The following is a 26,667-nucleotide window of genomic DNA, read 5'->3' as shown; positions in this document are numbered from 1 at the left end:
AGTCACCGAGGTGCGAAGCGGACACCATGGGCCGAGATCGGAGGCGTCATGAGCATTCCCGCCGGCTTCGTGATCCTGGCGCCGCGCGCGGCTCTCCGTCATCGGGCGAGCTGATGACCGGGAACCGCCCGGCTCCGGCGCGTGACGCGGCCGGCGGCGAGCCGGAGTCCTTGTTGCTCGTCGTCGGCGTGGCGGGATCGGGCAAGTCCACGGTGGCGCGGCTGCTCGCCGACCGGCTCGGCCGGCCCTACCGGGACGCGGACGATTTCCACCCCCCGGCCAACCGCGCCAAGATGGCGGCCGGTGAACCGCTGACCGACGCGGACAGACGACCGTGGCTGGACGCCATCGCCGCCTGGATGGACCAGGAGATCGCGGCGCGGCAACCGGCCGTCGTCACCTGCTCCGCGCTCAAGCGCGCCTACCGGGACCAACTGCTCGGTGGACGGCCCGGAGTGCGCATGGTGTACCTGCACGGCTCGCGGCAGCTCATCCGCTCCCGGCTGGTCGCCCGGCACGGCCACTTCTTCCGGGCCGGACTGCTGGACAGTCAGTTCGCGGACCTCGAGGAGCCGGAGCCCGACGAACACCCCATCGTGGTGGAGATCGACCAGCGGCCGGAAACCGTCGTGGAGGCCGTCATGTCCCTGCTGCGCGCGGACACCGCACCGGTTCACCCGACGGCCGGCGCGCCAACCGTACGCACCGTACCGAGTGAGGAGCCGCGCATGCCCCGCAGTGCGACAGGCGAACACGCGACAGGCGAATACGCGACCGGCCAACATGCGACCGGGGAGCAGTGGCAGCTGCACCACGCCGGGCAGACGGCCGTCGTGGTCCAGCTCGGCTGCGCCCTGCGCCACTACGAGGTGGACGGCCGACCGCTGCTCGACGGGTTCACCGCCGACGCACGGATCACCGGCGGCCGAGGGCAACTTCTCGTCCCCTGGCCCAACCGGGTGGGCGGCGGGCGCTACCACTTCCATGGCCAGGACCTCCAGCTCCCGCTGACCGAGCCGGAGAAGCACAACGCGATCCACGGACTCCTCCGCTGGATGCCGTGGCAGCTGCTCGCCCGCAGCGACGACGGAGTCAGGGTCGGCACCACGCTCTTCCCGCAGCCGGGCTATCCCTTCCGGCTGGAAGTCGTCGCCGAGTACCGACTGGGGCCAAAGGGGCTGGACGTCGCCGTCACCGCGACCAACGTGGGGGACATCGCGGCGCCCTACGGCGTGGGGCAGCACCCCTATCTGACGGTGGGCACCGACCTGGTGGACACGGCGCTGCTGACCGTGCCCGCCCGCTACCGGCTGCGCACCGACGAGCGGGGCCTGCCGGTGGGCCGGGAACCGGTCGAGGGCACGGCGTACGACTTCCGCATCGCCCGGCCCATCGGCGAACAGCGGCTGGACACCGCGTTCACCGGACTCGACCGGGACCCCTCCGGCCCGGCCGTGGTGCGCCTGGCGCACCCCTCGGGGCTGCACGGCATCGACGTACGGCTCGGCGAGGGCACCCGATGCGTGCAGGTGTACACGGGTGACACCCTGTCCGAGCCCGGGCGGCGGCGCCGTGGTGTCGCGGTGGAAGCCATGTCCTGTCCGGCGGACGCTTTCCGCAGCGGTACGGATCTCACCATCCTGGAGCCGGGCGGCAGCCATGTGTTCCGGTGGGGTCTCGGCCCCTGGGGGACCACCGGCTGAGGCCGGCGCATCTGTCGCGGGCCGGGACCGGCCACCCGACAATGAGACGCCAGACGCCCCGACCCTTCGGCGGGAGGCAGCATCCCCATGGCCACGTACACGGAACCCTCGGCCCCGCGGCACATGACCGCGGACGCCTTCCGGAAGCTGTACGAAGAGCTGCGCGACGGGGCCCGGCGCAGTCCCGACGACCGGCGCGGAGCACTCGGCCACCTGACGCCCGGGCGTGTGCTGGCAGCCACCACCGAGGTCAGGTCCGGGCACACGGTGTCCCTCGCCGCGCCCATCGAGACTCTGCCGGGACCGGACAATCCCGAGCCGGCGGACCACCGGATGACCGGGCCCGCCGCCGGTGAGATCGGCGCGGACGGGCTGCACTTCGCCCTCGACCGGTTCGCGATGAACGTGCACGGGGACGCGGACAGCCATCTCGACGCGCTCTGCCACGTGGTGTTCGACGGCGAGCTCTACAACGGGGTGCCGGCGAGCACGGTGACCCAGGACGGCGCAGGTTCGCTCTCCCTCGACGAGGTGCGGGACGGCATCGTCGGCCGCGGGGTACTGCTGGACATCCCGCGGCTGCGCGGCGTGCCCTGGCTGGAGCCCGGCGACCATGTGACGGCCGGCGACCTGACCGCGGCCGAGGCCGCGCAGGGGGTCCGGGTCGGGCCGGGGGACCTGCTGCTCGTCCGGGTGGGGCACCGGGGGCGGCGCCGCGAGCTCGGGCCATGGGACGCGGCGCGGGCCCGGAGCGGCCTCCATCCGACGGCGATGCGGTTCCTGGCCGAGCGGCAGGTCTCGGTGCTGGGCGGAGACGGCAACAACGACACCGCCCCCAGCGCGGTGGAGGACATCGCCTTCCCGGTGCATGTGCTGGCGATGCACGCCATGGGAGTGCATCTCATGGACTATCTGCAGTTCGAGGAGCTGGCTCCGGCGTGCGAACGGGCGGGCCGCTGGAGTTTCCTGTGTGTGGTCGCGCCGCTCCGGCTGCCGGCGGCCACCGGCTCTCCGGTGAATCCCATCGCCGTTCTCTGACCGGCCCCCCACGGCGGCTCGCCCGGTCGCCGCGAACGGAAAGGGCGGATACGTTCGAGGAGGCGGAATGGTTCCTTCGTCTCCGCAGCGCGAAGTGACAGGTCCCGGCGAGAGGGCAGGGCCGCGAGAGCAAGGACGGTGGTCGCCGTGGGCGACTCCCCGCACTATGACGTCATCATCATCGGCAGCGGCGCCGGCGGCGGTACGCTCGCCCACCGGCTCGCCCCCTCCGGCAAACGGGTGCTCATCCTCGAACGCGGTGACTACCTCCCGCGTGAGAGAGACAACTGGGACTCCACCGCCGTGTTCGTCAAGGGCAAGTACCGTGCACCGGAATTCTGGTTCGACAAGCACGGCAACGAGTTCCCGCCCGAGGTCAACTACTACGTCGGAGGAAACACCAAGTTCTACGGCGCCGCCCTCTTCCGGCTGCGGCCCGAGGACTTCGGCGAACTCCGCCACCACGACGGTGTCTCACCCGCCTGGCCGATCCGCTACGAAGACCTGGAGCCGTACTACACCCAGGCCGAACACCTCTATCTCGTACACGGGCGACACGGCGAGGACCCCGGCGAAGGCCCGGTGAGCGCGCAGTACGCGTACCCGCCGGTCCAACACGAGCCACGCATCCAGCAGTTGAGCGACGACCTGGAGAAGCGGGGCCTGCACCCCTTCCATCTGCCCATCGGCGTCAACCTGAGCCAGGACGACGACGGGCGGGCGACCCACTCCAGCGTCTGCATCCGCTGCAACCGGGTGGACGGGTTCCCGTGTCTGGTGCGCGGCAAGTCCGACGCCCAGGTGATCTGCGTGGAACCCGCCCTGCAGCACCCCAACGTCGAGATGATCACCAATGCCCGAGTGGTCAGGCTGGAGACCGACCCGGCCGGACGCAGCGTCAGTACGGTCGTCACCCGGCAGGCGGACGGCTCGGAGGCCCGGTACGCGGCGGACATCGTGGTCGTCGCCTGCGGGGCGGTCAACTCCGCCGCTCTGCTGCTGGCTTCGGCCAACGACCGGCACCCCCGCGGACTGGCCAACAGCTCCGACGTGATCGGCCGTTTCTACATGCGGCACAACAACCTGGCCCTGATGGCCGTGTCGAAGGAACCCAACGACACCCAGTTCCAGAAGACCCTCGCGCTGCACGACTGGTATCTGGGCGCGGACGACTGGGACTACCCGCTGGGTGGAATCCAGATGCTCGGCAAGTCCGACGCCGAGCAGATCCACGGCGAGGCCCCGCGCTGGGCCGGGGCGGTGACCCCCGACATGCCGTTCGAGGTGCTGGCCCACCACGCCGTCGATTTCTGGCTGTGCGGCGAAGACCTTCCGCTGCCCGACAACCGCGTCACTCTGGACGGCGACGGCAGCATCCATCTGGCCCTCGACGAGAAGAACAACACCGCGGGACTCAAGCGTCTGCAGCACAAACTCCAGGGCATGCTCGGTCACTTGGGCATGCACGAGCACCACTTGCTGTCCCACAGCATCTACCTGCACAAGGGCATGCCGATCGGCGCCACCGCACACCAGGCCGGCACCGTTCGATTCGGCGCCGACCCGGCCACCTCCGCCCTGGACGTCAACTGCAAGGCCCACGACCTGGACAACCTCTACGTGGTCGACACGAGCTTCTTCCCGAGCATCGGCGCGGTCAACCCGTCCCTGACGGCCATCGCCAACGCCCTGCGGGTGGGCGACCACCTCATGGACCGGCTCGGCTGACGGCCGGCCGGTCCGCTGGTCCGACCGGGCGAAGATGCTCCGCCCAACGGCCCAACGCCAGCTCGCCGGATGCGCCGCCCCCGGCCGCCGGTGATTCCCTGACGCTCCGGACCCGGCCGGGCCGCAGCCCGGCGGACCGGGGGCCGCGCAGCGAGGAGGCAGGCAATCGTGAATTCCACCGCGGGAGCACCCCAAGGCGTGATCCCGGCACACCTGCTCAAGGGGCAGAAGGCACTGGTCACGGGCGCCAACTCCGGAATCGGCAAGGCGACGGCCATCGGTCTCGGCCGGGCCGGCGCCGATGTGGTCGTGAACTATGTGGCCGACCGCGAGTCCGCCGACCAAGTGGTCAAGGAAATCACCTCGTTCGGGGTGCGCGCTGCGGCGTACGAGGCGGACGTGTCCAAGGAGGACCAGGTCATCGGCATGATGGACCGGATGGTCCAGGAGTTCGGGACGATCGACATCCTGGTCGCCAACGCCGGTCTGCAGCGCGACGCCCCGTTCACGGAGATGACCCTCGCCCAGTGGCAGAAGGTGCTGGACGTCAATCTGACGGGTCAGTTCCTGTGCGCCCGGGAGGCGACGAAGGAGTTTCTGCGCCGCGGGGTCGTCCCGGAGGTGTCGAGCGCGGCGGGGAAGATCATCTGCATGAGTTCGGTGCATCAGCTCATTCCGTGGGCGGGGCACGTCAACTACGCCTCCTCCAAGGGCGGCGTACAGATGATGATGGAGACACTCGCGCAGGAACTCGCGCCGCAGAAGATCCGTGTGAACGCGGTTGCCCCGGGAGCCATCAAGACGCCGATCAACCGCAGTGCCTGGGAGACACCGGAGGCACGGGAAGACCTGCTGCGGCTCATCCCGTACAAGCGCATCGGCGACCCTCAGGACATCGCCCACGCCGTCGTCGGTCTCGCCTCCGACCTCATGGACTACGTGGTGGGGACCACCCTCTATGTGGACGGCGGGATGACCCTCTTCCCCGGCTTCGCCACCGGCGGCTGACCTTCCCCTGATCTCCTCGCGCCATCCCGAGCAGCAAAGGCACGTATGTACACCACGGTCCACCTGCTGGCGGACGCCCCGGCCCAACTGCTTCCGGCCAGAGAGCTCATGGCCTTCACGCTCGCCTCCCACATCATCCTGGTGCCCATGGGGGTGGCGTTGCCGTTCATCACCCTGGTGATGCACTACAGAGGTATGCGCAGGAAGGACCCCGTCGCCCTGCTGCTGGCACGGCGCTGGTCGGCCGTCATGGCGGTGCAGTTCGCGGTCGGTGTCGTCACCGGCACCGTCCTGACCTTCGAGTTCGGTCTGCTCTGGCCGGGGCTGATGGGCAGGTGGGGTGATGTCTTCGGCATCGGATTCGGCGTCGAGGCCTGGGCGTTCTTCCTGGAGGCGGTGCTCATCGCCATCTATCTGTACGGCTGGCGCAGACTGAAGCCGCGCACCCACTTCCTCCTCGGGCTGCCGCTGCCGGTGACCGCGCTGCTCGGGGCGTTCGGCATCCTGGCCGCCAACTCATGGATGAACACGCCGCAGGGCTTCTCCCTCGACTCCGACGGCAACCCCGTCGACGTGCACATCTGGAAGGCCATCTTCACCCCGATGTTCGGGCCGCAGTACTGGCACTTCGTCGTGGCGATGCTGGTGACCGCGGGCTATGTCGTGGCCGGCGTCTACGCCGTCGGCCTGCTGCGCGGCCGCCGGGACCACTACCACCGGCTCGGTTTCACCGTCCCCTTCACCATCGCCGCGGTGCTCACCCCGGTGCAGCTCGTGCTGGGCGACTCCATCGCCCGGTCGGTCTTTCACAAACAGCCGGTGAAGTTCGCGGCCACGGAGATCGTCTGGAAGACCGACACCCATGTGCCGGAGTACCTGTTCGGCCGAATGCACCCGGACGGAAGCATCTCCGGCGGCATCAAGATCCCGCAGCTCGACTCCATCCTGGCCGGCTTCAGCCCCCGCACCAAGGTGACCGGACTGTCCTCCGTGCCGGCGAGCGACCGGCCGACGGCGACTCAGGCCACCATCGCCCACTGGGCCTTCGACCTCATGGTCGTGCTCGGCTCCCTGCTGGTGCTGCTCGCCCTCTGGTACGGCCTGGTCCGGCTGCGGAACCGAAGACTTCCCGACTCGAAGTGGTTCTTCCGCGGCGCCGCGTGCGCGGGCGTCGCCTCCGTCCTCGCGGTCGAATGCGGCTGGGTCACCACGGAGGTGGGGCGCCAGCCCTGGATCGTCTACCAGAACATGCGGGTCGCCGAAGCGGTGACGTCGACCCGCTCCACCAGCCTGTGGATCATGTTCGGCCTGGTGATCGTCGTGTACGTCTTCGTCTTCGGCTCGTTCCTCGCCATCCTGCTCAAGATGCGCACCGGCTGGCGCCTCGCCGACGAACGGCAGGCGGCCGGGAGGCCGGTCGAGGTACCGGAGGCGGACACCCCCTACGGCCCGCGCGCCCCGGTCCCTGCGGGCGACGCCCCGGCCTCCGGCAGCAGCGGGTCGGCACCGGCCGGGGAAGGCCCGTCATGACCGCGGACCTCATCGCTGTGGTGATGCTGCTCGCGGTGGCCGCTTACGCCTGCGCCGGCGGGACCGACTACGGGGCCGGTTTCTGGGACCTGACCGCCGGCGGCGCGGAACGCGGCAAGCGCCCCCGATGGCTGATCGACCACGCCATGGCCCCGGTGTGGGAGGTCAACAATGTCTGGCTGATCTTCATCTTCGTCATCATGTGGACCGGGTTCCCGACCCTGTTCCAGACCCTGTTCTCCGCGATGTGGCTGCCGTTGGCGCTGGCCGCCGTCGGCATGGTCCTGCGCGGTGCCGGTTTCGCCCTGCGCAAGCCCGCCCGGCGTATCGCGGGCCGACGCCTCTTCGGGGCCGTGTTCGCCGTCGCCTCGCTGCTCACGCCGTTCTTCCTCGGCGCGGCCGTCGGCGGGGTCGCTTCCGGACGGGTGGCGCCGGGGACCGAGCCCTCGGCCGACGCCTGGTCCAACCCCACTTCCATCATCTTCGGTCTGGTCGCCGTCGCGGCGACGGCCTTCCTCGGTGCCGTGTTCCTGGCCGGGGACGCCCGGCGCTTCGAGGCGCCCGATCTGGTCGGCTACTTCCGGCTGCGAGCGCTCGGGGCTCTCGCCGTGCTCACCGTACTGGCCGTGATCACGCTGTTCGTCACCTATGGCGACGCCCCCTATGTGTGGCAGGGCCTCACTCATGGCCTCGGGCTCGCCCTCGTCGTCGTTGCCGCGGTGGCCACGCTCGCCACCGCATGGCTGCTGCTGCGTACATCCGGTGCCTGGTCGCGGGTCACGGCCGTCGGGGCGGTCGCGGCGGTCATCATCGCCTGGGGCATGGCCCAGCGGCCCTACCTCCTGCCCACCTCGCTGACCGTGGCCGACGGCGCCGGCGCTCCCACCACTCTGCGCTGGCTGGCGTTGGTCACCCTGGTGGCCCTCGTGCTCGTCGGCCCGGCCGTCGTTCTCCTGTACTGGCTGGACACCCACGGCGAGCTGGAACCTCTCACCGAAGCCGATCTGCGGCGAAGCGGTACGGGCGGCGACGGTGCGGCCGACAGCGTCTGACCACGGTGCGGCGCGGAACTCGCGGTACTTCCGAGGGGTGAAGCCGCTCTGACCGAAGACGAGATTCTGCTGGGCATCGGCCTGACCGTGGCGCTCGCCGTGGGCTCCCAGATCCTGGCGAGCCGGCTGCGGGTTCCCGCGCTGATCGTGCTGCTGCCCGTCGGCTTCGCCGCCGGCGCCCTGACCGATGTCGTCCAGCCCGACCGGCTGGTGGGGCCGGACTTCTCCTCCCTGGTGTCCCTCTCGGTGGCGGTGATCCTCTACGACGCGGGCCTGGGCCTCGAGTTGCGTCATCTCACCGGCGAAACCCGCCGGGTCGTGGCCCGGTTGATCGTGCTGGGTGTGCTCATCACCTGGGGAGCCACCGTGGCCATGGCCCCCGCGCTGTTCGACGTCCCGCTCGCGGTGGCCGTGATGACGGGTGTGATCCTCGTCGTGTCCGGGCCGACCGTCGTCGGTCCGCTGCTGGACCACGTCCGACCGACGGACAAGGCGCGGCGGATTCTGATCTGGGAAGGGTCCCTGATCGACCCGGTCGGCGGCATTCTCGGCGCCCTCGTCTTCCACGCCATCCTCGCCGGCGGGTTGAGCTCCGGCCGCGGATTCCCCCTCACCGAATTCCTCGTCAGTCTGGCCGTCGGGCTGATCGGCGGCGCGGTCGGGGCCGCGCTGCTGTGGCTGACGCTGCGTACGCTCCGGCTCGGCGAGACGCTCGGCACGCTCGCGCAGCTGGCAACGGTCATCGCGGTGTCCGCCGGGTGCGACATGGTGCGTGACGACACCGGTCTCATCGCCGCGATCATCGCCGGGCTGACGGTCGCCAACCTCCCCGGTCTCGACATGCCCGCACGCCGGCCCTTCTTCGAAACGCTCGTCCAGCTGATCATCGGCCTGCTGTTCATCTCCATCTCGGCGACGGTGACCCCGGCGTCCGTCGTCCCCGTGCTGCTGCCGTCCCTCGCCCTGGTCGCCGCCCTCGTCCTGGTCGTGCGACCGCTGGTCGCCTTCCTCTCCACCGTCAGAACCGACCTCGGCTCCGGAGAACGGGCCTTCATCGGCTGGATGGCGCCCCGCGGCATCGTCGCCGCCTCCACGGCATCGGCGTTCTCGGCCACCCTTGTCGACAAGGGGCTGAACGGGGCCTCCAAGATCCTTCCGATCACCTTCCTGGTGATCGTGGGAACCGTCCTGCTGTACGCGCTGACGGCCGCCCCGGTGGCCGCGCGGCTGGGCGTCATCAGGTCCGCGCGCACCAGGCCCCTGCTGGTGGGCGGCGACCCCTGGGTGATCGGCCTGGGACGGACGCTGCGCTCCGCCGGGCTCGACGTGCTGATGTGGGCCGGTCTCGAGGCACAGCGGGAACAGATCAGAGAGGCGGGTATCGAGCTGGCCTCCGGGGAACTGCTGGCCACCGCCGCCGACCCCAAGGCGCGGCTGGAGGGAGTCACGGCGGTCTTCCTGCTCACCGACGACGACGACTTCAACGCCCTCGCCTCGGTCATGGTGCAGGACAGTGTCGAGGGCCCGGTCTACCGGGTCGGCCCGCCGCACGACAGCCACGGCGTCGTCGCGCCCTACACCGGCGGCGACATCCTCTTCGGCAGGTCACTCGTCCGGCACACCCTGGCGGCCAGGTACGAGCAGGGCGTCCGCTTCCTCGTACAGCCCGCCTCCGAGCCGCTCCCGCCGGAGCACGACACGCTGTTCGTCGTACGGGCCAACGGCCGGCTGGACCCGGTCACCGAGGCACATACGGTCACCTTGCAGCAAGGCGACACCGTGGTACTCCTCGGCCCTTTCCCGCCGGGCCCGGCGACGTCCGCCCCCGGCGGCGACGTACGCGCCGGGCATTGACCGTCAGCCGCCGGCGTTCGGCCGGTCCCCGGTCGGCACCGCCGTGGCGGGAGCCGCTGTACCGAGCGGGATCGAAGTCGCCACCTGAGGCGTCCGTTTCAAGGTCGCGTCCAGCGTGATGGCCGCGTCGATCAGTGCCAGATGAGTGAACGCCTGTGGGAAATTGCCCAGTTGTCGCCCCGTCAGGTCGATCTCCTCGGAGTACAGGCCGAGATGGTTGGCGTACGTCAGCATCTTCTCCAGCACGAGCCTGGCCTGATCGGTCCGCCCGGCCCGTGCCAGTGCGTCGACGTACATGAACGTGCACAGGGAGAAGGTCCCTTCGGAGCCGCGCAGCCCGTCGGGCGACGCCTCGGGGTTGTACCGGTAGACCAGGCTGTCGGTGACCAGCTCCCGGTCCATCGCGTCCAGCGTGGACTTCCACATCGGGTCGTCGGGGGTGATGAAGCCCACCGTCGGCATCCGCAGCAGCGAGGAGTCGAGCACATCGCTGCCGTAGTGCTGGACGAAGGCCTTGCGCTGCGGGTCCCAGCCCTTGGCCAGGATCTGGTCGTAGATCTTGTCGCGCTCACTGCTCCAGCGGACGATCGCGGCCGGCCGGCCGCTGGCGGCCGCGAGCCGCAGCGCCCGGTCGAAGGCGACCCAGGACATCACCCTGCCGTAGGTGAAGTTCTTGCGGCCGCCCCGGGTCTCCCACAGGCCCTCCCCTGCCTGGTCCCAGTGATCGGTGAGCCAGTCGAGGATCGTGTGCAGCGAGGTCCAGCCCCGGTGGTCCAGCTGGATTCCGCGCTGGTGGGCGAAGAAGATGCTGTCCAGGGCCTCGCCGTAGATGTCCAGTTGCAGCTGGGTCGCGGCGCCGTTGCCGATGCGCACAGGGGCCGAGCGCTGGTACCCCTCCCAGTGCTCCAGGGTCTCCTCGACGAGGTCGGACGAGCCGTCGACCCGGTACATGATGTTCAGCGGTCCCGTGTCACCGTCGCTGCCGGCCTTCTCCTTCACCCGGTCGCGCAGCCAGCCGATGAACGCGGTCGCCTCCTCCTTGAACCCCAGCCCCAGCAGGGCGTACACGGAGAACGAGGCGTCGCGGATCCAGGTGAACCGGTAGTCCCAGTTGCGCTCGCCGCCGAGTTGCTCCGGCAGCCCCGCCGTCGGGGCCGCCACCAGGGCGCCGCTGGGCGCGTACGTCATCAGCTTCAGCGTCACGGCGGAGCGCTCCACCGCCTCCCGCCACCGGCCCGAGTACCGGGACTGGCCGAGCCAGGACCGCCAGTACCGGACGGTGTCGTCGAAGAGCTGCTCGAACTCGGTGAGGCGGATCTCGCGCGGCGGTCCGCCGGCGGACGACTCCATGATCAGGCCCCGCTGGTCACCTGCCTGCAGGGTCAGCGAGAAGTGCAGATCCTCCTCGCCCGTAAGGGAGTTCACCAGTCGCTTGTCCCCCGGTTCGCGGACCGCGTGGACGGTCAGCTCCATATCGTCCGCGGCGAACACCGCTCCGTGGTCGGTGATGTGCAGCTTGTGCGGCTTGCGGCCGTAGTCGAAGCGGGGGGCGATGCGGATCTCGAAGGTCATGCTGCCGCGCACGCAGCGGAGCATGCGGACCAGACGGTGACGAGGGGTGGCCGTCCGCCCGGTCACCGGCATGAAGTCGACCACCTCGCCGGCGCCCGCCTCGGTCATGAACCGGGTCACCAGAACCGCGGTGTCGGGAAAGTACAACTGCTTGGTCGCGTAGGTCTTCTGCGCCGGGGAGACCGAGAAATGCCCGCCCTTCTCACGGTCCAGCAGGGCGCCGAACACACTTGGCGAGTCGAAGCGCGGACAGCAGAACCAGTCGATCGTCCCGTCGGTGGTCACCAGCGCCGCGGTCTGCAGATCGCCGATCAGGCCGTGATTCTCGATCAGCGGGTAGTCGTCCATCGCGAGCCCCTTCCTGCCCGGGCCGAAAAACGCACGGCCTGCACGACCCCCCAGGTACGGCTCGGCGGCATCACGGAGATCAACCGCCCTACGCCGTCGCGCCGATCCGGTGCCACCCGGACAGCTTAAGCAAGGAAATCGCCACGGGCCTGCCGAGCAAGGCGGGGCCGGGCCCTTGAGCGGCGGAAACACGGCGCGGGGCCGGAAGTGCGCACGACCTGGAAGCCCGGACAGCGTCCCGTTTCCTGCGCCCGCCGGGGTACGGCGTTAGCGTGGATCCGAAGGCCGCATTCCAGAGCTCACCCCGGGAGGGTGCCCCGTGCTGTGGAGTCCTGCGCCGGTGCCCGGGAGGGGAACGGTCCGCGGGTGCGGACGATGATGTCCTGGGCGTCCGCGTTCCGGCTGCGGCAGTACGCCAAAGCCAGCCTGTGGATCGTCCCGCTGTTCGGACTCGTACTCGGGGTGATTCTCGCCGAGTGTGCGATGGCCGCGGAGAGAACGGGCCGGCTGTCGGTGAACTGGCAGTATTCCGCGACCACGGCCAGCGGTGTGCTCACCGCCATCGTCGGGGCCATGGTCGCCCTGCTCGGATTCGTCGTGACCATCGGCGTTCTCGTCGTCCAGCAGGCCACCGGAACGCTGTCCCCGCGATACATGCGCCTGTGGTACCGGGACCGCCTGCAGAAGGCCGTGCTGGCCACCTTCACCGGGACGTTCGCGTTCGCCTTCTCCCTGCTGCGCAGGATCGAGTCGGACTCCGTCCCCGACCTGGGAGTCACCCTCGCCGGGGTGGCCGTCTCCGTCAGCCTGCTGCTTCTGCTGGTCTACCTCAACCGGTTCACCCACAACCTCCGCCCGGTGGCCATCGCCGACCTGGTCGGTCGCATGGGGACGAAGGTCCTCACCCGCTGGTCGGCCGGTGCCGGCGGCTCCGAGATCCGTGACGACGGACCCGCACCGCGGGGCCGTCCGGTGACAGCTGTTCGCTCCCGAGACGGCGGAGTCATCCAGGCGATCAACGTAGTCGGGCTGACGGCGGCCGCGGCGCGCCACGACTGCACGTTCGTCGTGACCCACCAGGTCGGGGACTTCGTACCGCCCGGCGCCACCATCGTCGAGGTTCACGGGGGGACCTCGGCACCCGATCCGCGGCTGGTGACCGGCCTCGTCGCCCTCGGCACCGAGCGGACCATCGAGCAGGATCCCGCCTTCGCTCTGCGTGTGCTCGTCGACATCGCCATCCGTGCGCTCTCCCCGGCCGTGAACGACCCCACGACCGCCGTCCAGGTGCTGAATCACATCGAGGCGTTTCTCCACATCGCCGGCAGGACCGGGCTCTCTCGCCGCCACGTGCTCGGCGACGACCGTGGCCGCCCGCGACTGGTGGTGCCCGGCCGGGTCTGGGAGGACTACCTCCAGCTCGCCGTCACCGAGATCCGTGAGTACGGGGCGGGGGCCACTCAGATCTGCCGGCGGCTCCGCGCGCTGCTGGAGGGGCTGCTCGACACCCTGCCGGCCGAGCACCTGCCGGCGGTCCGCACGGAACTCGGGCTCCTCGACGAATCGGTCGAGCGGGAGTTCACCGACCCCTTCCGCCGCGCCACTGCGCGGACGGGCGACAGCCAGGGCATCGGCGGCGGGCAGCGTCCGAAGGACGCACCGCCCGGATGAACGCGTACCTGCGGAAGCGAGCCTTCCCGAGCGGACCGCACCGCCCACTACAGTCCGGCATGCTCCCGAAGTTCCTGCCGCGGATGGTGCCGAGGCTGGTTTGCCGCCGTCGCCGGGGGAGTGAACCGCGGGCTGTCACTGACCGAGCCCGCACCGGGTACACCGTCAGCCGGTCGCCCGACACCCGTCCTTCGGCACTTTGCTGCGCCCTGCTGCCGGCGCCGGCCGGTAGGAGGGGGGCCGGAGCCTATGGGTTGACCTCCGGCAGGTCGTCCGCAGCCGTCACGGCGCTCATGCCTGCCGCTTGGCGTCGATCTCGGCGATCAGGGCCTCGATGCGCTTCTTGATCTCGTCGCGGATGGGGCGTACGGACTCGACGCCCTTGCCGGCCGGGTCCTCCAGCGCCCAGTCCAGGTACCTCTTGCCCGGGAAGACCGGGCAGGCGTCGCCGCAGCCCATCGTGATGACGTAGTCGGACGCCTGGACGGCCTCGGTGGTCAACACCTTCGGCCGCTGTGCGGAGATGTCGATGCCGACCTCCTCCATCGCCTCGACCGCGGCCGGGTTGACCTGCTCGGCGGGCAGCGACCCGGCCGAGCGGACCTCGACACGGTCACCGGCGAGGTGGGAGAGGAATCCGGCGGCCATCTGCGAGCGGCCGGCGTTGTGGACACAGACGAACAGCACGGACGCGGCGGGGGTGGAGGGCATCAGTTCTTCCCTTGACGAGATCGTTCAACAGGCGGGAGTGCGGGGGGCGTTCAGGTGTCCGCAAGGGAGCCGAGCAGCTCGTTGATGTAGGTATCGACCGAGGCGCGCCGCGCCGACGGTCAGAGGTTCATCGGGAAGGAGGGGGAGCGGGAACCACGGAGAAAAGACCTGACGCCTGGTGACTGAGGCGGACATGGGAACCCCTTCGACGGCTCCTACGGATCAGCCCGGATTGGTATCAGTACCGGGTGATGTGACACTATCAGCCCATGATGACGTCAGTCGACACTGAACTGATCCGGGTGCTGGCCGACCCGCTCAGGCTTCGGATCGTGACCCTGCTCGCCAAGGAGACGCTCTGCACCACGCACCTGGTCGAGGAGACCGGTGCCAGGCAGACCAACCTCTCCAACCACCTGAAGGTGCTGCGCGAGGCGGGTGTCGTCGAGACCGAGCCGTGCGGGCGCTTCACCTATTACCGGCTCCGCCCGGACGTCATCGAACAGCTCGCCGGTCAATTCGCCGACCTCGCGGAGACCGCGCGCGCCACCGCCGAAGCGAACCTCAAGCGGTCCTGTCCCTGATCCCGTCACCTGACGCGACCGCACCGAGGAGTTCTGTTGACCGTCACCCGGGCCGCCGCCGGCCACGAGAACGCAGCGCAGTCCGCCGTACCCGCCGCCGGGTCCCGGCCCGCGCCGGGAGCCACGCGGCCCCGCACGCCCCTGGTCGCCCGGGCCGCCGCCGAACTGGTCGGCACCGCAGCGCTGGCCGCGGTCGTGGTCGGATCCGGCATCCAGGCCACCGAACTGACCCAGGACGTGGGCCTGCAGCTCCTGGCCAACTCCCTCGCCACCGTCTTCGGGCTCGGCGTCCTGATCGCCCTCCTCGGCCCAGTCTCCGGCGCGCACTTCAACCCGGCCGTCACCCTGGCCGAGTGGTGGACGGCCCGCCGTGGCGGCGCGGGAGTCACCGGCCGCGAGGCGGCCGTGTACGTGCCGGCGCAGACAGCAGGGGCGATCGCGGGCGCCGTCCTGGCCGATGCGATGTTCGGCGAGCCCCTGGTGAAGTGGTCCACGCACGACCGTTCCGCCGGGAGCCTGCTGCTGGGCGAGGTGGTCGCCACCGCGGGACTCATCCTGCTGATCTTCGGGCTGGCCCGCACCGACCGGCTCCGCTTCGCCCCGGTCGCTGTCGCCTCCTACATCGGCGCCGCCTACTGGTTCACCTCGTCCACCTCGTTCGCCAACCCGGCGGTGACGATCGGCCGCGCGTTCACCGACACGTTCGCGGGCATCGCCCCCACCTCGGTCCCCGGCTTCATCGGCGCGCAGCTCGTCGGCGCCGTACTCGGACTGGCGCTGGTGGCGCTCATCTTCATGAGCGGCAGAGCCGGCTCCCAGCAGCCTGCCGCGTGATGCGGACGACGCGGGCTCGGCAGCGGAGACTGCGCTGTCCGCCGCTACGGCTTTGTCGAGCGGGGCTGGGTCGTCGGGATCCGATGGGTGAAGAACAGTGCGAGAAGCGCGGTGAGGGCGAGGATGGCGAGTGCGGCGCGCAGGCCGTCGAGCCTCGCTTCGGCGTTCGCGTCGAGCGCGGCCCGGGTCACCTCCGGGCTCGTGCCCGCTTCGGCGAGGGCGGTCTTGAGCTGGGCGTCCGACAGAAAGGGCGCACCGCTCTGGAGTTGGACGGTCGCCTGACTCGTGACCTCGGCCGGGACCGCCGGATTCTGCTCGACGCTGGTCAGAAACGAAGCCGTCAGCGCGGCGATCAGGATCGACCCGGCGAGTGCCGTACCGATCGAGGCGCCGAGGTTGGTGACGGCGTTCTGGATGCCGCCGACCTCCGCGCTCTGCCGGTCCGGCACCGCGGACACGGTGACCGACCCGAGCTGGGACGCCAGTGCGCCCATGCCGAGCCCGATCAACAGGAGGGGAACGGTGACGATTTCCGCACCCGCGTCTGTGTCGAGCGCGGCCATCAGGGCCACCGCGCCCGCGAGCAGCGCGAGGGTCCCGAGCCGCACCACCCGCCGCGGCGAGACGTCCGGGAAGAGACGTGGGATCAGGATCGCGGCAGCCAGCAGAGTCAGTGAGAGCGGCAGGATGCGTGCGCCGGTCGCGAGCGCGGACAGGCCGAGTGCGATCGACAGGTAGAGCGGTACGACGAAGAACACGCCCATCTGCACGAGGTACTGGAAGAAGAACATCGTCAAGCCACCGGTGAGCTGCTTGTTCTGCAGCATTGCCGGGTGCACGAGTGGTTCCTTGCGCCGCTCCACGAGGCGGGCCTCCCAGCGGAGGAACAGCCAGATCAGGAGCAGACCCGCCAGCATCAGCCAGACGACCAGTGAGATCCCGAGCCAGGAGGGTGCGTCGGGCTTGGGCCGGAACCAGCCCCATTCGTCCGAGCGGAGTACGCCGTAGACGAAGATCCCGAGCCCGAGGGCGGAGAGCACGGCGCCGACGAGATCGATGCGCGTGCGTCCTTCGCTCGGCGCGTCGGCGATGCGGCGGGCGAGCACCAGGATGCCGAGCACGATCACGACCTCACCGGCGAACACCCAGCGCCAGGAGAAGTACGTCGTCGCGACGCCCCCGATGAGCGGCCCGACCGCGATCGCCACGGCGCCTGCGGCCGCGACGAGGCCGTAGGCGGCGGGCCGGCGTTCAGCGCCGAAGTTGCCGGCGACGAGCGCCACGATCGCGGGCAGGATGAGCGCGGCCCCGATCCCCTCGAGGAACGACCAGCCGAGCAGGAGCACGGGCAGGTTCGGGGCGAGCGCTGTCGTGAGGGATCCGCATCCGTAGATGCCGCAGCCGATCACGAACGCGCGTTTGCGGCCGATGAGCGCGCCGACCTTGCCCCCAGGGATCATGAACATCGCCATCACGAGCGTGTACGCGGTGATCGCGCCCTGGATCCCGGTCACGGTCGTGCCCACGTCGTCGGCCACCGTCGCGATCGAGACGTTCATGACAGAGCTGTCGAGCGCCATCAGGAACTGACCGGCCGCGAGTGTCAGCAGGACGAGTCGCGCCGATGCCGACCTCTCGGGAGAGCCTGACCTGGGTGCCATGGACGTATCGTCCCAGCGACCCGGACGGCGGCTCCTCGACCCGCCACGAAGATACGGAGATCAGCCGGTTGGCGGCGGCGGACCGCGCCGACTCGTGGACCGTGCCGACTCCCGGACCGTGCCGACTCCCGGACCGTGCCGTTGCCGGCCGGCTAGAGGTCGAGGACGACTTCGGTGGCCGGTTCGCTGCAGCAGACGAGGATGGTGCCGGCCTCGGGGAGTTCGAGGGGCTGGGTGCTGTAGGTGATGTCGCCTGCCACGAGGTGGGTGATGCAGGTGTGGCAGACGCCGGTGCGACAGGACCAGCGGGTGGGGATGTCGCAGGCTTCGGCGAGATCGAGGAGTGACGCGTGAGCGGGTGACCATGGGGTGGTGATGCCGCTGCGGGCGAAGGTGATGAGGGGGCCGGTGCCCGGTGCACCGGGTGGTTGGTGCGGCCGGATCGCGGCGGTGGGCGTTACGCCGGGATTGATGGCGGGGAGGGCGCTGAACTGTTCCCTGTGGATGCGCTCGGGGCGCAGACCATGATCGCGCAGGTAACCGCCGAGGTCGTCCATGAAGGCGGGCGGTCCGCAGAGGTAGGCGTCGGTGTCGGTGGGAATGCCCATGGCCGCGAGTGAACGGGCGGTCGGACGCCCCTGGGTGATGTGGGGCTCGCCGGGATGTGGGGCGGCTTCGGCGGTGTAGTAGATGTACTCGTGGGCGTTGGGGAGTTGCGCCAGGAGCGTGTGGGTCTCGTCCGCGAAAGCGTGGTGGGCGCTGTCGTGGGCGGTGTGGATCCAACAGACGGGGCGTTGGTCCCGTGTGGCGGCGAGTTGGTGGAGCATGGCGAGTACGGGAGTGGCACCGATCCCGGCGGAGGCGAGGACGATCGGGCGGGTGCCTTCTTCGAGTACGAACGTTCCGCGGGGGCCGGCGATGTCCACGAGGTCCCCGGGGTGGAGCGTGGCATGGATGTAGCTGCTGACTTTCCCGTGGGGCTCGTGCTTGACGCTGATGCGGTAGGTGCCGGCTGTGGGCGCGGAAGACAGTGAGTAGCTGCGCACCGCGGGGGCGCCATCGCCGATGGCGAGGCGGATGGAGAGGTACTGGCCCGGGCGGGCCTCGGGTAGTGGTGTGTTGTCGGTGGTGTCGAGATGGATCGACGAAACGGTCGGGGTCTCGGGGACGATGCGGGCGACCCGCATGGTCTTGAAGCCCGGCCATCCCGGCTCTCCTCCGGGCTGCCGGGTGCTGGTGCGTTCGCTCGGCCATCCCGGTTCCTGTCTGGGCTGCTGGGCGGCGGCGAGTTCACGGAAGGACTGCTGCCATCCGGGGCTGAGAGCGGGGATGTTCAGTGCTTTGCGCAGCTTCGCAGCGTCGCGGTCGGGGAGGTAGAGCAGTGCGTCGGTGTCGGCGACGCTGAGTTCTTCGGGGCCCTTGCGCATCAGGGTGATCTCGTCACCGGCCTGGACGCGTCCCTCGGCGAGGACGCGCAGGTAGAAGCCGGGGCGGTGGTGGGCGACCAGGAGGGAGGCCATGGCGGGTTCGCCCAGGCGCATGCCGACGCGGTAGCAGGTGACGCGCGGCTGGGTGACTTCGAATTCGGCTTCGCCGATGCGGTACCGGTCGCCGATGCACACGTCGTCGTCGGGCATGCCGTCGACGGTGAAGTTCTCCCCGAAGATCCCGAAGGCCAGGTCGTCGCGACCGAGTTGCTTCTGCCAGTACTGGTAGGACTGCAGCTGGTAGACGAGGACGGCACGAATCTCGCCGCCGTGCCCGGCCAGGTCACCTTGGCCGTCTCCGTCGATGTTCAGCTGCCGCACCATCCGGGGGCCGTGCACGGGGGACTTCCAGGCTCCGGTGTGGACGGTCCTTCCCTGCCAGGAGACGTCCTTGGGCGTTCCTACGTTGACGGACAGCAGCGTCGCCATAGCGGACCTCCTGCGGGCCGGCCGGGGCAGCCCCTCATGGCGCCGTGATCTGTGCGCTCGGGCCGATACTAGTTTCGTGGGGGTGCCGCCGCGATTCCGTGATCACGTATCGAATGGCGCATTCGCCGAGATTCGGGTCTCTTCTCCCCGGGGGCGTTTCCCCGGAGCGCCTCGGCACCCTGTTCTCGACGTCTTGATCGAGATTCGTTGATCCTAGAGCCAGTCGCGGCGCTTGAAGATGAAGTACAAACTGACGCAGACGACCGCCATCAGCAGGATCGCGAACGGATACCCCGCCGCCCACTTCAGCTCCGGCATCGACTCGAAGTTCATGCCGTAGATCGTGCCGACCAGCGTCGGGGCGAACAAAATGGCGGCCCACGAGGAGATCTTCTTGATCTCTTCGTTCTGCTCGAAGCCCGCCTCCGCCATCGCCCGCATCTCCTCGTTCTGCTGCTGCGTCACCAGCGTCGCGTTGACCGTGAGGATGTCCGCCAGCGCCTGGCGGAAGCCGTCCACGCGCTCGCTGGTGTGCGTGACATGGTCGGCGACATCGCGCAGATAGCGCTGGAGCTCCTCGTCCGTGCCGTACTTGGCGAAGCCCGCCATCAGGCCGTGGAGCATGCCGACCAGGGGGCGGGTGGCGCGCTGGAACTCGACCATTTCGCGGGAGAGTTCGTAGATACGGCGGGACACCGCAGGGTCGCCGCCGAACACCTCGGTCTCGATCTCGTCGATGTCGTTCTGTACGCCCGCGACGACCGGGGCGTACCCGTCGACGACCGCGTCGAGGATCGCGTACAGCACCGCCTCCGGTCCGAGCGCGAGGAGTTCGGGCGTCTTCTCCATCCGGCGGCGTACGGCCGACAGGTCCGGGGCCGCGCCGTGGCGGACCGTGATCAGGAAGTCCTTGCCGACGAAGGCGTGCAGCTCGCCGAAGTCGACCTCCTCCTGGGCGTCGAGATAGCGGGCGGCGCGCAGCACCACGAACAAGGTGTCGCCGTACCGCTCCAGCTTCGGGCGCTGGTGGGCCTCAAGAGCGTCCTCGACGGCCAGTTCATGGAGGTCGAACTCCGCGGCCAGCGAGAGGAGTTCGGCCTCGGACGGGCGGTGCAGCCCGATCCATGCCATGCCGTCCGGGTACTCGCGCAGCTGACGGAAGGTCTCGGCGAGCGAGTCGGGCGTCGAGACGCGGCGGCCGTCGCGATAGAGCGCGGCCTGGACGACGCTGCCCTGGTCCTTGTGCACGGGGGAGGGGGCGGGCGGATCGTCGGCCGCGGGGGCCTGTGGCGGCGGGCTCGCGGGCGGCAGCGGGCGGCGGAGCCATTGGTGTTTCTTCGAGGAGCGCGGCATCGCGGGTCTCACCTCCCACCTCGAACGTCTGTGGCTTGCGCCGGTACGGCCTCGGAGCAGGATATCCGGGTCGAATTGCCCTGGCATGACGGGGTGGCGGGCCACGCGTACCAGTATCGCGGACAGTAATTGCGGACAGAAGTTGTCCGCAAGTCTGGATAGCGTGTGGCGCATGGCCTCGAAGACGACGAACCCCGTACTCGGCAACCGCGCGCTGAACCGCGCCACCCTGGACCGTCAGCTCCTGCTGCGCCGCGCCCCCAGGTCCGCGATGTCCGTCAAGGGCGCCGTCGAGCACCTCGTCGGCCTCCAGGCGCAGAACGTCAAGCCGCCGTACTACGCGCTCGCCGCCCGCTTGGACGGCTTCGACCCCGAGGAGCTCTCCGCTCTGATGGCCTCCCACGAGGTCGCCCGCCTGGTCACCATGCGCTCCACCATCCACACGCACTCCGCCGACGACTGCCTCACGCTGCGGCCGCTGGTCCAGGCGGCGCGCGACCGGGAGCTCACCCAGTTCCGCGCGGGCCTGGCCGGGGTCGACCTGGACCGGCTCGGCGCCCTCGCCCGCGAGCTGGTCGAGGAACGGCCGCGGACCATGAAGGACCTGCGCGAGGCTCTGCTGAAGGAGTGGCCGGACGCCGATCCGTTCGCCCTCTCCGTCGCCGCCCGCTGTGTACTGCCGCTGGTGCAGGTCACCCCGCGCGGGCTGTGGGGCAGAAGCGGCCAGGTCGCGCTGACCACCGCCGAGCACTGGTTCGGCAGGGCTACCGAGCCGGTGCCCGCGCCCGACGGAACGGTGCTCCGCTATCTCGCGGCCTTCGGGCCCGCATCCGTCAAGGACATGCAGATGTGGTCCGGGCTGACCCGGATGCGGGAGGTCTTCGAGCGGCTCCGGCCGCGGCTGGCGGTCTTCCAGGACGAGAAGGGCGTCGAGCTCTTCGACCTCCCCGACGCGCCCCGCCCCGACGCCGGGACTCCCGCACCGCCCCGCTTCCTCCCCGAGTTCGACAATCTGCTGCTCTCGCACGCCGACCGCGGCCGGGTGGTGGCCGAGGAGTACAAGGTGCGTACCTGGAAGGGCAATCAGGCCCACCGCACCTTCCTCGTCGACGGCTTCCTGGCCGGCATCTGGCGGCTGACGGAGACCGAGGGGACCGCGACCCTGACCGTGCAGGCCTTCGGGAAGCTGACCCGCGCGCAGAGCGACGCGCTGGCCGAGGAGGGGGAGCGGATGCTCACCACCATGAGCTCGGCCACCGCGCACGACGTCCGCTTCGGGACCTTCAGCGAGTAGACACGGACGTGGAGATGGCGATGGGGACCCTCGACTGTCCGGGGGCTTGGCCCCGGCTACGGCAGCAGCCCCGCGCGGCGCGCAGCCACCACCGCCTCAAGCCGGGTGTGCGCCCCCAGCTTCCGCATCGCGGCCCGCAGATACCCCTTCACCGTCTCCGGCTTCAGGCCAAGACGCTCCGCCGCTGTCGCGTTCGTCGAGCCCGCCGCGACGCAGGCGAGCACATCCAGTTCGCGCGGCGCCAGCGCGAGAGTGTGCTTGCGCGGCGGGCCGCCCGCCGCGGCCGCCAGCCGGCCGCAGACCGCCAGGAGCGTGTCCCGCAGCGTCTGGTCGCCGATCCGCGGCGCCAGCGCGCGCAGCTCGCCGTGAACCTCGCGGACCTCTTCCCACGCCCCGGGGCCGGCCACCGGCTCCCGGGCCTCGGCCAGCAGCCGATGCACCTCGTCCCGTACGACCAGGGCCTGCTCCACATCGCGCGCCGCCGCCACCGCCGCGTCGAAGGTCCGCTCGCCCAGCGCCACCGGCTCACGCAGCGCGCCGTACAGCACACCCCGCACCTTGCGCCGTACGACGACGGGCACCGCCAGTACCGAGCGCAGCCCCTCCGTCGCCACCGCCGCGTCGTACTCATGGCTGATCTGCCGTGCCGAGGGGTAGTCGCTCACCGCGCACGGCCGCGACAGTGCGATGGTTTTCCCGCCGAGGCCGCTGCCCGCGCTGATCGCGAGACCGCGCAGCGCGCCCGTCGCCGCGCCGCTCAGTTCGGCGATCCGCAGCCGTCGGGCATCGTGCAGCAGTCCGCCGAAGGCGACCGGCAGCCCGGTGGAGCGGCGCAGCCGCTGCAGCGCCGCTCGTATCTCCACGGCGTCGGCCGGCTCGGACAACGGCTCTTCTCTCCGGTAGGGGTCACCCCCGTACGGGGGTAGTGAGACCTGTGTCACTGATTACACGATGTCAGTAGCCGGTCCCGCAATGAGGAGGACACATGACGTCAGGCAGCGCGACGGAGAAGTTCCGGGCCGCCCGGGACTTCCTGCTGCAGCACAGGGACGATTACGCGACGGCGTACGAAGGCTTCGCCTGGCCGCGGCTCGAGCGTTTCAACTGGGCGCTCGACTGGTTCGACGAGATCGCCACCGGCAACGGCAGGACCGCGCTGCACATCGTCGAAGAGGACGGCAGCGAGGTCAAGGTCTCGTTCGGCGAGATGTCCGTGCGCTCGGACCAGGTCGCCACCTGGCTGCGGGAGCAGGGCGTACGAGCGGGTGACCGGATCCTCGTGATGCTCGGCAACCAGCAGGAACTGTGGATGACCGCGCTGGCCGCGATGAAGCTGCGAGCGGTCGTCATTCCCGCCACGCCGCTGCTCGGCCCGGTGGACCTCCGGGACCGGATCGACCGCGGTCGTGCCCGGCATGTCATCGTGCGCGAGGCGGACACCGCCAAGTTCGCCGAGGTGCCGGGGGACTACACCCGGATCGCGGTGGCGGACCGGGGAGCGGCCGACGTACCGGGCTGGCTCGACTTCCACCGGGCGTTCTCCGAGCCGGGCCGCGGCGACTTCGAGCCGGACGGCGTCACGCATGCGGACGACCCGCTGATGCTCTACTTCACCTCGGGCACCACGGCCCGCCCCAAACTGGTCGAGCACACCCATGTCTCGTACCCCGTAGGCCACCTGTCGACCATGTACTGGATCGGCCTCAGGCCCGGCGACGTCCACCTCAACATCTCCTCGCCCGGCTGGGCCAAGCACGCCTGGTCGAACCTTTTCGCGCCCTGGAACGCGGAGGCGACCGTCTTCATCCTCAACTACACACGCTTCGACGCCGGCCGGCTGATGTCCGAGATGGACCGGGTGGGCGTCACCAGCTTCTGCGCACCGCCGACCGTCTGGCGGATGCTGATCCAGTCCGATCTGAGCGGGCTGCGCACGCCGCCGCGCGAGGTCGTGGCGGCGGGCGAACCGCTCAACCCGGAGGTCATCGAGACGGTCCGCCGGGAGTGGGGCGTGGTGATCAGGGACGGCTTCGGCCAGACGGAGACAGCCGTCCAAGTCGCCAATTCCCCAGGTCAGTTGCTCAAGGCCGGCTCGATGGGCCGGCCCTGTCCCGGCTTCACGGTGGAGCTGCTCGACCCGGTGACGGGCGAGCCGGGCGCGACGGAGGGCGAGATCTCGCTCGACCTGTCCGGCGGACCGGTCGGCCTGATGACCGGATATCACGGCGACCCGGAGCGTACGGCCGAGGCGATGGCGGGCGGCTTCTACCGCACAGGTGACATCGGCGCGCGTGACGCCGACGGATACATCACCTACATCGGGCGCTCCGACGACGTCTTCAAGGCCTCCGACTACAAGATCTCGCCGTTCGAGCTGGAGAGCGCGCTCCTGGAGCACGAGGCGGTGGCCGAGGCGGCGGTCGTACCGGCGCCGGACCCGGTGCGGCTCGCCGTGCCCAAGGCGTTCATCGTGCTGGCGGAGGGCTGGGAGCCGGGGCCCGACACGGCGAAGCTGCTCTTCGAGCACTCGCGCGCCGTTCTCGCCCCGTACAAGCGCATCCGCCGCCTGGAGTTCGCCGAGCTGCCGAAGACGGTGTCCGGGAAGATCCGCCGGATCGAGCTGCGCGAGCGTACGGCCGAGGGCTCGGCCGCCGAGTACGACGAGGGGGACCTGCGATGACGGAACTCTCGTACGCACACGGCACGGGCGCGACGGCGCTGCTCGGCGACACCATCGGCCGCAACCTCGACCGCGCGGTCGCCGCCCACCCGGACCGTGAGGCGCTCGTCGACGTTCCGTCCGGGCGGCGCTGGACGTACGCCCAGTTCGGCCTGGCGGTCGATGAGCTGGCGCGCGGTCTCCTCGGGATCGGTGTGCGAAAGGGCGACCGGGTCGGGATCTGGGCGGTCAACTGTCCCGAGTGGGTGCTCGTGCAGTACGCCACCGCCCGCATCGGCGCGATCATGGTGAACATCAATCCGGCGTACCGGGCGCACGAGCTGGAGTACGTCCTGAAGCAGGCCGGGATCTCGGTCCTGGTCGCCTCGCTCGCTCACAGGACCAGCGACTACCGGGCGCTGGTGGACCAGGTGCGGGCCGACTGTCCCGAGCTGCGTGCCGTCCACTACATCGGCGACCCGTCCTGGGACGAACTGCTCGCCGCCGCTGGACCAGCCTCACCGGATGCCGAGTTGTCCTGCGACGACCCGATCAACATCCAGTACACCTCCGGCACCACCGGCTTCCCGAAGGGTGCCACGCTCTCCCACCACAACATCCTCAACAATGGTTATTTCGTAGGGGAGTCGGTCGGCTACACCGAGCAGGACCGGATCTGCATCCCCGTGCCCTTCTACCACTGTTTCGGCATGGTCATGGGCAACCTCGCGGCCACCTCGCACGGCGCGTGCATGATCATCCCGGCGCCGTCCTTCGACGCGGCGGCAACGCTCCGCGCGGTCGCCGCGGAGCGCTGCACCTCGCTCTACGGCGTCCCGACGATGTTCATCGCCGAACTCAACCTTCCCGACTTCTCGACGTACGACCTCTCCTCGCTGCGCACCGGAATCATGGCGGGCTCGCCCTGCCCGGTGGAGGTGATGAAGCGGGTCGTCGCCGAGATGAACATGGCGGAGGTGTCGATCTGCTACGGCATGACGGAGACCTCCCCGGTCTCCACCCAGACCCGCCGCGACGACGATCTGGAACGCCGCACCGGCACTGTGGGGCGGGTCCTGCCCCATATCGAGGTCAAGGTCGTCGACCCGGCCGGCGGCGCGACCCTGCCCCGTGGTGCGGCCGGCGAGCTGTGCACCCGCGGCTACAGCGTGATGCTCGGCTACTGGCACGAGCCGGAGAAGACCGCCGAGTCGGTCGACGCGGCCCGCTGGATGCACACCGGCGACCTGGCGGTGATGCGCGAGGACGGCTATGTCCAGATCGTCGGCCGGATCAAGGACATGATCATCAGGGGCGGGGAGAACGTCTACCCGCGCGAGATCGAGGAGTTCCTGTACGGCCACCCCAAGATCGCGGACGTCCAGGTCGTCGGTGTCCCCGACGAGAAGTACGGCGAGGAGATCCTGGCCTGTGTGATTCCGCGCGATCCGGCGGACCCGCCGACGCCGGAGGACCTCACCGAGTACTGCCGCGAACAGCTCGCGCACTACAAGATCCCGCGCAGGCTCGAGATCCTCGCGGACTTCCCGATGACGGTGAGCGGCAAGGTCAGAAAGGTGGAGCTGCGCCGGCGGTACGGCCCCCAGGGCAGTTAGCCCAGTTCCCGGCGCATGCACACCCGGGGCCAGAGGTCCAGGCCGTGCCGGGCCTCCGCGCGTCTGATCTCCCGCAGCCCTTCGGTGAGTTCGTCCTCGCCGAGCGTGCGGAAGCCCAGGCGGGTGTAGTACGGCGCGTTCCACGGCACCTCGGTGAACGTCGTCAGGGTCAGCGCCGTCAGCCCGTCGGCGACGGCGCACGTCGCGAGGTGGTCGATCAGGGCGCTGCCCAGCCCGCGACGGGCTGCGTCCGGGTGGACCGAGACCTGCTCGATATGGGCCGCGCCGTCGACCTCGTCGGAGATCAGATACGCCAGCGGGCGGCCCTCACCGTCGGCCGACACCCAGGCGCGGCCCCGCCGCCGGTAGCGGTCCAGGAGATCGAGCGCCGGGGGCTCGTCGTCGGCGATCGCCGCCATGCCGAGGCTGCGGAAGGGCTCTCCGGCAGCCCTCTCGATGTCCTGGAGCAGGGGGAGTTCGGCGAGTGCGGCCGGTCGGATACGCATATGGGGAGTATGGCCCAAGCGGTTTCAGG

20 protein-coding genes are annotated in these 26,667 nt (G+C 70.1%); 13 read left to right on the top strand and 7 right to left on the bottom strand.

What is annotated here, in order from left to right:
• Window positions 1-113 precede the first annotated feature (113 nt).
• From ACWDZ6_RS08330 to ACWDZ6_RS08300, 7 genes are all read left to right on the top strand, one after another.
• On the top strand, window positions 114-1,703 hold the full coding sequence (locus ACWDZ6_RS08330) for a gluconokinase, GntK/IdnK-type (RefSeq protein ID WP_451502224.1): 1,590 nt from the start codon (window positions 114-116) through the stop codon (window positions 1,701-1,703).
• 123 nt (window positions 1,704-1,826) lie between these two features.
• Complete coding sequence (locus ACWDZ6_RS08325; protein ID WP_451502349.1) at window positions 1,827-2,741, top strand: cyclase family protein; 915 nt, start codon at window positions 1,827-1,829, stop codon at window positions 2,739-2,741.
• 147 nt (window positions 2,742-2,888) lie between these two features.
• On the top strand, window positions 2,889-4,469 hold the full coding sequence (locus ACWDZ6_RS08320; RefSeq protein WP_451502223.1) for a GMC oxidoreductase: 1,581 nt from the start codon (window positions 2,889-2,891) through the stop codon (window positions 4,467-4,469).
• A gap of 213 nt (window positions 4,470-4,682) precedes the next feature.
• Entirely contained in the window at window positions 4,683-5,477 is a 795-nt protein-coding gene (locus ACWDZ6_RS08315) for an SDR family oxidoreductase (RefSeq protein ID WP_389180688.1), read from the top strand.
• Between the two features lie 45 nt (window positions 5,478-5,522).
• Window positions 5,523-7,007 carry a cytochrome ubiquinol oxidase subunit I gene (locus ACWDZ6_RS08310; RefSeq protein WP_451502222.1) on the top strand — a complete coding sequence of 495 codons (1,485 nt, stop codon included), beginning with the start codon at window positions 5,523-5,525 and terminating at the stop codon, window positions 7,005-7,007.
• Window positions 7,004-8,059, top strand: a complete 1,056-nt coding sequence (locus ACWDZ6_RS08305) for a cytochrome d ubiquinol oxidase subunit II (protein ID WP_451502221.1) — start codon at window positions 7,004-7,006, stop codon at window positions 8,057-8,059. Before ACWDZ6_RS08310 ends, ACWDZ6_RS08305 begins: the two co-directional genes overlap by 4 nt.
• Before the next feature lie 48 nt (window positions 8,060-8,107).
• Window positions 8,108-9,913 (top strand): cation:proton antiporter, encoded by a 1,806-nt coding sequence (locus ACWDZ6_RS08300; protein ID WP_451502348.1) that lies wholly within the window; start codon window positions 8,108-8,110, stop codon window positions 9,911-9,913.
• A 3-nt stretch (window positions 9,914-9,916) separates the two neighbouring features.
• On the opposite strand, the gene ACWDZ6_RS08295 is transcribed toward ACWDZ6_RS08300, so the two are convergent.
• The gene (locus tag ACWDZ6_RS08295) at window positions 9,917-11,833 is read right to left on the bottom strand and encodes a glycoside hydrolase family 15 protein (RefSeq protein ID WP_451502220.1); all 1,917 of its coding nucleotides are present in this window, start codon (window positions 11,831-11,833) and stop codon (window positions 9,917-9,919) included.
• A 375-nt stretch (window positions 11,834-12,208) separates the two neighbouring features.
• Between ACWDZ6_RS08295 and ACWDZ6_RS08290 the strand changes: the two genes are divergently transcribed.
• The gene (locus ACWDZ6_RS08290; RefSeq protein ID WP_451502347.1) at window positions 12,209-13,504 is read left to right on the top strand and encodes a DUF2254 domain-containing protein; all 1,296 of its coding nucleotides are present in this window, start codon (window positions 12,209-12,211) and stop codon (window positions 13,502-13,504) included.
• 291 nt (window positions 13,505-13,795) lie between these two features.
• On the opposite strand, the gene ACWDZ6_RS08285 is transcribed toward ACWDZ6_RS08290, so the two are convergent.
• Window positions 13,796-14,215: an arsenate reductase ArsC gene (locus ACWDZ6_RS08285; protein ID WP_451502219.1), complete on the bottom strand. Its 420-nt coding sequence runs from the start codon at window positions 14,213-14,215 to the stop codon at window positions 13,796-13,798.
• Window positions 14,216-14,484: 269 nt separating this feature from the next.
• Here ACWDZ6_RS08285 and ACWDZ6_RS08280 point away from each other — a divergent pair, with 269 nt between their 5' ends.
• On the top strand, window positions 14,485-14,799 hold the full coding sequence (locus ACWDZ6_RS08280; RefSeq protein WP_451502218.1) for an ArsR/SmtB family transcription factor: 315 nt from the start codon (window positions 14,485-14,487) through the stop codon (window positions 14,797-14,799).
• 36 nt (window positions 14,800-14,835) lie between these two features.
• A complete protein-coding gene (locus ACWDZ6_RS08275; RefSeq protein WP_451502217.1) occupies window positions 14,836-15,633 on the top strand; it encodes an aquaporin in 798 nt (265 codons plus the stop codon).
• Window positions 15,634-15,677: 44 nt separating this feature from the next.
• Here ACWDZ6_RS08275 and ACWDZ6_RS08270 read toward each other — a convergent pair whose 3' ends face one another.
• The 3 genes from ACWDZ6_RS08270 to ACWDZ6_RS08260 form a co-directional block, all read right to left on the bottom strand.
• Entirely contained in the window at window positions 15,678-17,294 is a 1,617-nt protein-coding gene (locus tag ACWDZ6_RS08270) for an MFS transporter (RefSeq protein ID WP_451502216.1), read from the bottom strand.
• A gap of 152 nt (window positions 17,295-17,446) precedes the next feature.
• On the bottom strand, window positions 17,447-19,210 hold the full coding sequence (locus ACWDZ6_RS08265) for an MOSC domain-containing protein (protein ID WP_451502215.1): 1,764 nt from the start codon (window positions 19,208-19,210) through the stop codon (window positions 17,447-17,449).
• Between the two features lie 213 nt (window positions 19,211-19,423).
• A complete protein-coding gene (locus ACWDZ6_RS08260) occupies window positions 19,424-20,563 on the bottom strand; it encodes a magnesium and cobalt transport protein CorA (RefSeq protein ID WP_451502214.1) in 1,140 nt (379 codons plus the stop codon).
• Between the two features lie 172 nt (window positions 20,564-20,735).
• Between ACWDZ6_RS08260 and ACWDZ6_RS08255 the strand changes: the two genes are divergently transcribed.
• Window positions 20,736-21,857 (top strand): winged helix DNA-binding domain-containing protein, encoded by a 1,122-nt coding sequence (locus tag ACWDZ6_RS08255; RefSeq protein WP_451502213.1) that lies wholly within the window; start codon window positions 20,736-20,738, stop codon window positions 21,855-21,857.
• Window positions 21,858-21,913: 56 nt separating this feature from the next.
• Here ACWDZ6_RS08255 and ACWDZ6_RS08250 read toward each other — a convergent pair whose 3' ends face one another.
• Complete coding sequence (locus ACWDZ6_RS08250) at window positions 21,914-22,741, bottom strand: response regulator transcription factor (protein WP_451502212.1); 828 nt, start codon at window positions 22,739-22,741, stop codon at window positions 21,914-21,916.
• A 101-nt stretch (window positions 22,742-22,842) separates the two neighbouring features.
• Here ACWDZ6_RS08250 and ACWDZ6_RS08245 point away from each other — a divergent pair, with 101 nt between their 5' ends.
• A complete protein-coding gene (locus ACWDZ6_RS08245; RefSeq protein WP_451502211.1) occupies window positions 22,843-24,537 on the top strand; it encodes an AMP-binding protein in 1,695 nt (564 codons plus the stop codon).
• Complete coding sequence (locus tag ACWDZ6_RS08240; protein ID WP_451502210.1) at window positions 24,534-26,132, top strand: AMP-binding protein; 1,599 nt, start codon at window positions 24,534-24,536, stop codon at window positions 26,130-26,132. The genes ACWDZ6_RS08245 and ACWDZ6_RS08240 overlap by 4 nt, the downstream gene beginning before the upstream one ends.
• On the opposite strand, the gene ACWDZ6_RS08235 is transcribed toward ACWDZ6_RS08240, so the two are convergent.
• Window positions 26,129-26,638 (bottom strand): GNAT family N-acetyltransferase, encoded by a 510-nt coding sequence (locus ACWDZ6_RS08235; protein WP_366731667.1) that lies wholly within the window; start codon window positions 26,636-26,638, stop codon window positions 26,129-26,131. The genes ACWDZ6_RS08240 and ACWDZ6_RS08235 overlap by 4 nt on opposite strands.
• Window positions 26,639-26,667 lie beyond the last annotated feature (29 nt).

It is taken from the genome of Streptomyces sp. NPDC002926 (assembly GCF_053591755.1).
The sequence above is the reverse complement of the archived record's forward strand: the minus strand, read 5'-3'. Positions and strand labels throughout refer to the sequence as shown.

What these genes read in the sequence shown, in the direction of transcription:
- ACWDZ6_RS08260 (WP_451502214.1), bottom strand. Translation starts at nt 20,563, where the DNA reads ATGCCGCGCTCCTCGAAGAAACACCAATGGCTCCGCCGCCCGCTGCCG.
- ACWDZ6_RS08280 (WP_451502218.1), top strand. Translation starts at nt 14,485, where the DNA reads ATGATGACGTCAGTCGACACTGAACTGATCCGGGTGCTGGCCGACCCG.
- ACWDZ6_RS08305 (WP_451502221.1), top strand. Translation starts at nt 7,004, where the DNA reads ATGACCGCGGACCTCATCGCTGTGGTGATGCTGCTCGCGGTGGCCGCT.
- ACWDZ6_RS08325 (WP_451502349.1), top strand. Translation starts at nt 1,827, where the DNA reads ATGACCGCGGACGCCTTCCGGAAGCTGTACGAAGAGCTGCGCGACGGG.
- ACWDZ6_RS08245 (WP_451502211.1), top strand. Translation starts at nt 22,843, where the DNA reads ATGACGTCAGGCAGCGCGACGGAGAAGTTCCGGGCCGCCCGGGACTTC.
- ACWDZ6_RS08270 (WP_451502216.1), bottom strand. Translation starts at nt 17,294, where the DNA reads ATGGCACCCAGGTCAGGCTCTCCCGAGAGGTCGGCATCGGCGCGACTC.
- ACWDZ6_RS08240 (WP_451502210.1), top strand. Translation starts at nt 24,534, where the DNA reads ATGACGGAACTCTCGTACGCACACGGCACGGGCGCGACGGCGCTGCTC.
- ACWDZ6_RS08330 (WP_451502224.1), top strand. Translation starts at nt 114, where the DNA reads ATGACCGGGAACCGCCCGGCTCCGGCGCGTGACGCGGCCGGCGGCGAG.
- ACWDZ6_RS08290 (WP_451502347.1), top strand. Translation starts at nt 12,209, where the DNA reads ATGATGTCCTGGGCGTCCGCGTTCCGGCTGCGGCAGTACGCCAAAGCC.
- ACWDZ6_RS08255 (WP_451502213.1), top strand. Translation starts at nt 20,736, where the DNA reads ATGGCCTCGAAGACGACGAACCCCGTACTCGGCAACCGCGCGCTGAAC.
- ACWDZ6_RS08265 (WP_451502215.1), bottom strand. Translation starts at nt 19,210, where the DNA reads ATGGCGACGCTGCTGTCCGTCAACGTAGGAACGCCCAAGGACGTCTCC.
- ACWDZ6_RS08295 (WP_451502220.1), bottom strand. Translation starts at nt 11,833, where the DNA reads ATGGACGACTACCCGCTGATCGAGAATCACGGCCTGATCGGCGATCTG.
- ACWDZ6_RS08285 (WP_451502219.1), bottom strand. Translation starts at nt 14,215, where the DNA reads ATGCCCTCCACCCCCGCCGCGTCCGTGCTGTTCGTCTGTGTCCACAAC.
- ACWDZ6_RS08235 (WP_366731667.1), bottom strand. Translation starts at nt 26,638, where the DNA reads ATGCGTATCCGACCGGCCGCACTCGCCGAACTCCCCCTGCTCCAGGAC.
- ACWDZ6_RS08310 (WP_451502222.1), top strand. Translation starts at nt 5,523, where the DNA reads ATGTACACCACGGTCCACCTGCTGGCGGACGCCCCGGCCCAACTGCTT.